This is a genomic window from Azospirillum sp. TSO35-2, assembly GCF_003116095.1.
Classification (GTDB): domain Bacteria; phylum Pseudomonadota; class Alphaproteobacteria; order Azospirillales; family Azospirillaceae; genus Azospirillum.
Genome location: NZ_LGRA01000013.1, coordinates 687 through 1,182, shown reverse-complemented (window position 1 = coordinate 1,182; position 496 = coordinate 687). Strand labels below are relative to the sequence as shown.

Below are 496 nucleotides of genomic sequence, written 5' to 3'. Positions count from 1 at the left end.
GCGCACCGTCAGGTCGCCGGCGTCCTTGGCGTTGAGGTAGCCGACGCCCAGCGTCGTCGGCCCGAAGGTGTACTGCGCGCCGGCGGTCCAGACGTCCTGCTTCTCGCGGCTGACGATGCCGACGCTGCTGCCCGGCTTGGCGTAGCCGCTGTCGCCCGACCAGGCGTAGCTGCCGCCGACCTTCAGCCCGCCATAGGCCACCGTCAGGCCGGCGTGGGTCGAGGACAGGTCGTCGAAGGTCGCCGCCGACACGCTGGAGTCCTTCGCCTTGCCGCCCAGGTAGAACAGGCTGGCGTTGACCGTCACCCCGCCGAAGCTGTTGGCGTAGGTGCCGCCGACCTCGTAGACGTCGCGGTAGGCGCCGGTGCGGTTGGCCGAGGGCAGCGCCACCTTCAGCCGGTTGACGTCGGTGTTGCTGCTGTCCGACGACGGCTGGTAGGAGGCGCCGAGCTTGAAGCCGGCGATCTCCGGCGTCCAGTAGGTGGCGCGGGTGGCA

1 protein-coding gene is annotated in these 496 nt (G+C 70.8%); it reads right to left on the bottom strand.

Annotated features, from left to right (window positions below):
* On the bottom strand, positions 1-496 hold a 496-nt coding region (locus TSO352_RS07415; protein ID WP_146210738.1), incomplete at both ends, for a porin.